The 6,996-nt window shown below is 65.6% G+C and carries 5 protein-coding genes and 1 riboswitch; of the genes, 4 read left to right on the top strand and 1 reads right to left on the bottom strand.

All coding sequences use genetic code 11. The features are described 5' to 3' along the window. From VGD20_RS13695 to VGD20_RS13680, 4 genes are all read left to right on the top strand, one after another. Positions 1 to 1,302: autotransporter assembly complex protein TamA (locus VGD20_RS13695; RefSeq protein WP_331134984.1), on the top strand; the 1,302-nt coding region annotated here is incomplete at its 5' end. After that, complete coding sequence (locus VGD20_RS13690; protein ID WP_331134983.1) at positions 1,302 to 5,537, top strand: translocation/assembly module TamB domain-containing protein; 4,236 nt, start codon at positions 1,302 to 1,304, stop codon at positions 5,535 to 5,537. The genes VGD20_RS13695 and VGD20_RS13690, both read left to right, overlap by 1 nt. Then, complete coding sequence (locus tag VGD20_RS13685; protein WP_331134982.1) at positions 5,537 to 5,749, top strand: hypothetical protein; 213 nt, start codon at positions 5,537 to 5,539, stop codon at positions 5,747 to 5,749. The genes VGD20_RS13690 and VGD20_RS13685 overlap by 1 nt, the downstream gene beginning before the upstream one ends. Next, positions 5,728 to 5,901: riboswitch (yybP-ykoY riboswitch) on the top strand. (Overlaps the previous gene by 22 nt.) Positions 5,902 to 5,922: 21 nt before the next feature. After that, on the top strand, positions 5,923 to 6,495 hold the full coding sequence (locus tag VGD20_RS13680) for a TMEM165/GDT1 family protein (protein WP_331134981.1): 573 nt from the start codon (positions 5,923 to 5,925) through the stop codon (positions 6,493 to 6,495). Here VGD20_RS13680 and VGD20_RS13675 read toward each other — a convergent pair. Then, positions 6,492 to 6,996 (bottom strand): GDP-mannose 4,6-dehydratase (locus VGD20_RS13675; RefSeq protein WP_331134980.1); only part of this gene is annotated, 505 nt, incomplete at its 5' end. The two genes, VGD20_RS13680 and VGD20_RS13675, sit on opposite strands and share 4 nt — an antisense overlap.

The raw sequence follows: 6,996 nt of genomic DNA, 5'->3' as shown, positions 1-6,996 counted from the left end.
TTCGCCAAGGTCGGGCAGCGCGACATCCTGCTCGACGGCGCGACCGGCGACGGCGTCTACACGCTGCCGGTCGATATCGGCAAACGCTCACGCTTCGGCGGGATCGAGACGACGGGTGACCTTGCGTTCGACGCGGAGCATGTCGAAGTGCTGGCGCGCTTCAAGCGGGGCGATCTCTACGACAGCCGCAAGGTCGACGATCTGCGGCAGGCACTCGTCGCAACGGGGCTGTTCTCGACCGTCGCGGCCGAACCGCAGGCGACCGGCGAGAGCGCGGGCGACGATACCGAATATGTGACGATGCTGGTGACCCAGCAGGCCGGCCCGCCGCGGACGATTGCCGCGAGCGCGGGCTATGGCACCGGCGAGGGCATCCGGCTCGAAGGAAGCTGGACGCACAGGAATTTCCTGCCGCCCGAAGGGGCGCTGATTTTTCGCGGCGTCGCGGGAACGAAAGAGCAGGGTGTCGGAGCCACGCTGCGCCGCTCGAACGCCGGGCGCCGCGACCGCACATTCGAACTCGTTACCGAAGTCTCGCGGAGCAATTACGACGCGTTCAATGCGATCACGGGCCGTGTCGGTGCGCGCGTGAGCTATGATTCGACGCCGATCTGGCAAAAGAAATTCACTTACGCCTATGGCGCCGAACTGATCGCGACCCGCGAAGATGACTATGATTTCACGCTGGGTCGACGCAGTTATGATTTCTACACCATCCTCGGGTTGACGGGCCAGGTCGGCATGGACCGCACCGACAGCCTGCTCGATCCCACCAAGGGGTTCCGGGTCACGGCGCTCGTCCAGCCCGAGGGTTCGCTGGCCGGGCGCTTCTCCCCCTATGCGCGGGCGCGGGTCGACGTCAGCGGCTATTATCCGGTCACCGACAGCATTGTGCTGGCCGGGCGCGTCCGCGTCGGGTCGATCCTTGGCGCGGCGCGCGAGCGGCTCGCACCCTCGCGGCGTTTCTATGCCGGCGGCGGCGGGTCGGTGCGCGGTTTCGGCTATCAGGAACTGGGGCCCAAGGATCCGGACAATGATCCGATCGGCGGCCGCAGCGTCAACGAAGCGGCTTTCGAGGCGCGTTATCGCTTCGGCAATTTCGGCGTCGTCGGCTTCGTCGATGCGGGCCAGGTCTATCGCGGATCGACTCCCGATTTTTCGGACCTGCGCTTCGGGGCGGGCATCGGCGCCCGCTATTACACCAACTTTGGCCCGATGCGCTTCGACATCGCGACGCCGATCGCGCGCAAGCCCGGCGAAGCGCGCGTGAGCGTCTATGTCTCGATCGGGCAGGCTTTCTGATGGCTGACGACACGCCCTTCGCCGAAGGAGAGGCTGTACCGGCAAAGCGGCGTTCGTGGCCGCTCACCATAGCGCGCTGGATCGGCCTGACCGTGCTCGGGCTGGTGCTGCTCTTTGCGCTGTTCCTGATCGGGATCAACAGCGACGCCGGGCGCCGTTTTGTCGTCACCCAGATCGAAAAATACGAGTTCGAGAACGGGATGAAGATCGGCATTGGCCGGCTCGACGGATCGCTCTATGGCCAGATGGTCATCCGCGACTTCACCCTGTCCGACCCCAAAGGCATTTTCCTTGCGTCGCCCGAAGTGAAGGTCGACTGGCGGCCGATCCGTTATCTGGCGAACCATGTCGATGTTCGTTCGGCGACCGCCGCGACGATGACAATGCGCAAGCTGCCCGAGTTCAAGCCGGTTCCCGACACCGGCGAGCCGCTGCTTCCCGATCTCGATATCGATGTCGGACTGGTACGCGTCGACCGCTTCATCTTCGAGCCCGCCGTCGCGGGCGAGCGGCAGGTCGCGCGCCTGGACGGCAAGATCGCGATCGCCGACCGCGCCGCACAGGTCACCGCCAAGGCCGAGACGATCGCCGGTGGCGGCGGGCAGGGCGATGCACTGAAACTGGCGCTCGACGCGGTACCCGAGCAGAACCGGCTTGCGGTCGCGCTCGATGTCACCGCACCGCAGGGCGGGGTGCTGGCGGCGATGGGCGGTTTCAAGGAAACGCTCACTGCAAAGCTCGCTGGACGGGGCGACTGGAAGGCGTGGAACGGCAATCTGACCGCAAACCTCGGCGCAGCACCCCTGGCGCGCGTTGCGCTGACCGGGCGCGACGGGACCTTTACCGCGAAGGGCGCGGCGCAGGCATCGCGGCTGTTGGCTGCCGGGCCGGTCGTGGAGCTCCTCGGCACCGAAACCGCGATCGATCTGACCGCACGCCTCAATGAGCGCAAGGCGGCGATTGACGGGCGACTGTCGTCCGATGCCGCAGAGCTCGGGATCAGCGGCGGCGTCGATCTCGGCAACAATCGCTATGAAGGCCTGAAACTTGCGGCCAATATCCTGCGTCCCGGCGCCATTGCGCCTGCAGTCCGGGCGAACGGCCTGCGCGCGACCGCGACGCTCGACGGTGCCTTCGCGCTGCCGACGGTCGATTATCAGGCGAATGCCAACAGCCTCGCGGTGAACGACATCATCGTCGAAGGCATCAGCCTCGCCGGCAAGGCGCGCGTCGATGCCGACCAGATCGTGATTCCGGTCGCAGGGCGTGCGGCGCGGATACGCGGCCTCGACACCGTAGCGGGCGGGACACTCGTACAGGTCCGCCTCGACGGCGACCTAGCTTATAGCAATGGACGGATTCTCAGCGACAATCTGCGGCTGCGTTCGCCGCGCATCGACGCCAAGGCGATCATCATCGCTGACCTCAACAAAGGTTTCTACACCGGCGCGATCGACGGGCGGATCAACGACTATCGCATCGAAAGCGTCGGCATATTCGACATCGATACCGACGCCGATCTGAAGACGGCGCCGCGCGGCGGATTCGAGATCGTCGGCCGCGTCCGCGCGCGCTCGACGCGGCTGTTCAACTCGGGCGTGCGCGATTTCCTCGGTGGCAATGCAACGGCATCGAGCGATGTTCGCTACGGCACCGACGGGGTCGTCCGTTTCGCCAACCTCAGGATGGCGGCGCCGCGGCTGCGGATCATGGGCGGGCAGGGGAGCTATGCGCCCAATGGCCAGATCCAGCTGACGGCACGCGCCAGTTCCACCGACTACGGTCCGGTCGGCGTCCAGCTCGCAGGAACGATCAGCGACCCGCGTGCGGTGGTCACGGCCGAACGGCCCGGCCTCGGCATCGGGCTTGCCAATCTGGTAGCGCGAATCAACGGCGCGCCGAACGGTTATCGCCTCGCGGCGACGGGAGACACCGATTACGGCCCGCTTTCCGCTGACGTTGTCCTGCTGATGGCAAAGGGCCCGCTGACGATCGATATCGAGCGCGGCGACCTGTCGGGCATCGGCTTCAACGGACGGCTGGTACAGAGCGACGCCGGGCCCTTCGTCGGCCAGCTCAACGCATCGGGACAGGGGCTGGGTGGCCTTGTTCGCTTGAGCGCCGCCGGTCAGTATCAGGCCGCGGCGATCAACGTCCGCGCCAACGATGTCGTGCTTCCCGGACCCGCGCAGCTTGCGGTTGGCTCCGCGATCGTCGATGCCGATGTCACGCTCTACGATCGTCCGCATATCGTCGCCGATATCCAGATCGCCCAGACCCGGATCCGCGATTATGACATTGCAGTAGGGCGCGTGAAGGTCGACTACCGCGACGGCAGCGGCAAGGCGCAGGCACTGGTGGAGGGAACCAGCGGGGTTCCATTCCGCATCGCGGCCAATGCCGATCTGAAACCCGACCTGTGGCGCGCCTCGGTGCAGGGCCGGGCAACCGGCATCAATTTCCGCACGACGTCGCCCGCGCGCATTATCCCCGGCGCCGATGGTTACGAACTGTTGCCGACCAGCGTCACCCTCGGCCGCGGCAGCAGCGCGCGGATCGCGGGCCGTTTCGGCGATGGCATCATGATCCAGAGCCGGCTCGAACGCGTCAACATGGCGATCCTCAATGCCGTCTATCCCGATATGGGGCTGGGTGGGCGCGCGACGGGCAGTCTCGATTTCGAGCAGGCCAATTCCGACAGCTTCCCGCGCGCCGACGCGCGGCTAACGATCACGAATTTCACGCGCACGACCGCAGCTTCGGTTAGCCAGCCGGTCGATGTCAATTTTGCTGGCAAGCTGTTGAGGGACGGGGGCGAGGCACGCGCGGTGATGCGCAAGCGCGGGAGCATCGTCGGACGGATGCAGGCGTCGCTGCGCCCGCTCGGCGCCGGCGCAGGCAGCTGGACCGAACGGCTGATGGCGGCGCCGCTCGGCGGCGGCGTTCGTTACAATGGTCCCGCCGACACGCTCTATTCCTTCTTCGGTCCCGCCACCCAGCATGTATCCGGCCCGATTGCGGTGGCCGCCGATTTCAGCTGCAGCGTTTCCGATCCGTGCCTGCAGGGCGTCGTGCGCGGGAAGGATATGGTCTATGAAAACCAGACCTATGGCACGCGGCTGACCAACATGGTCGTCAATGGCCGCTTCACCGGCAACCGGCTGGAGATCGAGCAGTTGTCCGCCACCGCCGGTGACGGAACCGTTCAGGCGAAGGGCTATATCAGCCTCGCATCGGCCGATGGTTACCCGATGAATATCTCTGCCACGCTCGACAACGCGCGCCTTGCCAAGAGCGAGAATATCGCTGCGCGCGCGACGGGAAATCTGACGCTCGAAAAGGTCGCAGGGCAGACCGCGCTCTTGTCCGGCAGCCTGCGGCTTCCCGAGACGCGTTATCGTATCGTGCGCGACGCCGCGGCGCAGGTGCCGGTGCTGACGGGCGTAAGGCGCAAGCCTCCCGCAGGGCGTCCACGGGTCAGCGGCGACGGGCTCGCTGCGGTGGGTGGCAGCCTGTTCGACCTGATCCGTCTGGATATCGCGCTGAAGGCGCCTGACGAAATCTACGTCACCGGCATGGGGCTCGAATCCGAATGGAAAGCTGACATCGTCCTGCGCGGCACGACACAGGATCCGCGGGTGACGGGCGAAATCGAACTGGTGCGCGGCACGCTCGGTTTCGCGGGCCGCTCGTTCGAACTTCAGGAGGGAAGGGTTACCTTCCCGACCGGCGAAGCGTTCGACCCTGCGATCCGCCTGCTCGCGAGCGACACCATCGAAACGGTGACGGTGAGTGTCAGCGTGACCGGGCGTGCGAGCAATCCGCAGATCGCTTTCTCGAGCGTTCCCGGTCTGCCGCAGGATGAAATCGTCTCGCGCATATTGTTCGGCGATTCGATTACGACGCTGTCGCCGCTTCAGGCGGTACAACTCGCCTCGTCGCTCAATACGCTGAGCGGCAGCGGTGGGGGATTGAGCCCGCTTGGTTCGTTGCAATCGGCGACCGGGATCGATCGCCTGCGCGTTCTTGGCCCCGATGATACCGTCGGGCGCGGCGCGGCGCTCGCTGCAGGGCAATATATCACCAAGGATATCTATATCGAGATCATCACCGACGCGCGCGGCTACACCGCGACGCAGCTCGAAATCAGCCTGACCCCGGCGCTCTCGCTGCTCAGCCAGGCCGGCGGATCGGGGCAGTCGAACCTCAGCATCCGCTACCGCAAGGATTATTGATGCGCGCCGCCGTCCCATTCGTCGCGTTGCTTCTGCTCGCCGGGTGCAAGGACGAACCGCAGTTCGAGGATCGCTATGCGAAGGCCGCGAAAGAGATCGACGCGCGCGCGAAGGCCATGGATGCCGACATAGCGAAATCCGATCAGGCGGACGCGAAGGACTTGTCAGCGCCGCCGAAGCCGTCTAACGCGCCTCCGTCATCTGGGGAGTAGCCAGCCGTCCTTCGGGGCGGGCCGCCGCGTCAACATACTTGGCCGAGAGGTCATGGTGCGGTGGAAGCGGGGCACCGCTTGGGCGAGACCAATGGCATCGACCTCCGTCCGGGCCGGGCGGCGGGTTCGATGCTATTTGGTATCGCGAAGCCGCCCGGCCCCGGAGTTTACCCATGGAAGCCCTGTTTACCTCGACCGCCGTCGTTGCGCTCGCCGAAATCGGCGACAAGACACAGCTGCTCGCGATCCTCCTCGCGACGCGGTTCAACCGGCCGGTGCCAATCGTTCTCGGCATATTGGTCGCGACGCTCGCCAACCATGCGCTGGCAGCGCTGCTCGGCGCCTCGGCCGCGGCGTTCCTCGATAGCCCGATCTTCCGTTATGCCATTGGTGCCTCGTTCATCGTGATGGCGGCGTGGACGCTGATCCCCGACAAATTCGAGGACGATGACGCGCCAAAGCCGCGCTTCGGCGCCTTCCTGACGACGCTCGTCGCCTTTTTCCTCGTGGAAATGGGCGACAAGACGCAGGTCGCGACGATCGCGCTCGGCGCGCAATATCACAACGTCCTTTTGGTTACCGCGGGTACGACGCTCGGCATGATGATCGCCAATGTCCCTGCGATTTTCCTCGGCCACGAATTGCTGAAGCGTGTCGACCTCGCCAAGGTCCGTATGGTCGCCGCGGGGCTGTTTTTGGTGATCGGCCTGTGGGTACTCGCGCAGACCGCGGGCTGGCTCGGCTAGTCGGCGTTGCGCGTTGCGAGCATGCGCTCGAAGCGCCAGCTCGACGCGCACATCGCATCGAGGTCGCGCTCTGCCGTCCAGCCAAGTTCGCGCGCGGCGCGTTCGGGGCTGGCAAAGCAGCTCGCGACGTCGCCGTCGCGGCGCGGCGCGATGCGATAGGGGATGCGCACACCGTTCACGCGCTCGAACGCCTCGACCATGTCGAGCACCGAATAGCCCTGGCCAGTGCCGAGATTCCATGTCGACAGGGGGCGGTCGGTGCGGGTGATCGCCTCCAGTGCGGCGACGTGACCGTCGGCGAGGTCGACGACATGGATATAGTCGCGAACACCCGTGCCGTCGTGAGTGTCATAGTCATTACCGAACACCGACAATTCGTTCAGCCGTCCGGCCGCAACGCGGCTGACGAAGGGCATCAGGTTGTTGGGGATGCCATTCGGATTTTCGCCGATCAGTCCGCTGTCATGCGCACCGACCGGGTTGAAATAGCGGAGCGTCGCG

Source organism: Sphingopyxis sp. (genome assembly GCF_036402335.1).
In the GTDB taxonomy this organism is placed as follows: Bacteria; Pseudomonadota; Alphaproteobacteria; order Sphingomonadales; family Sphingomonadaceae; genus Sphingopyxis.
This window is presented reverse-complemented; position numbering and strand designations above follow the sequence as displayed.

Excerpts from the sequence above, each read along its gene's own strand:
- VGD20_RS13680 (WP_331134981.1), top strand. The coding sequence starts at position 5,923 with ATGGAAGCCCTGTTTACCTCGACCGCCGTCGTTGCGCTCGCCGAAATC.
- VGD20_RS13690 (WP_331134983.1), top strand. The coding sequence starts at position 1,302 with ATGGCTGACGACACGCCCTTCGCCGAAGGAGAGGCTGTACCGGCAAAG.
- VGD20_RS13685 (WP_331134982.1), top strand. The coding sequence starts at position 5,537 with ATGCGCGCCGCCGTCCCATTCGTCGCGTTGCTTCTGCTCGCCGGGTGC.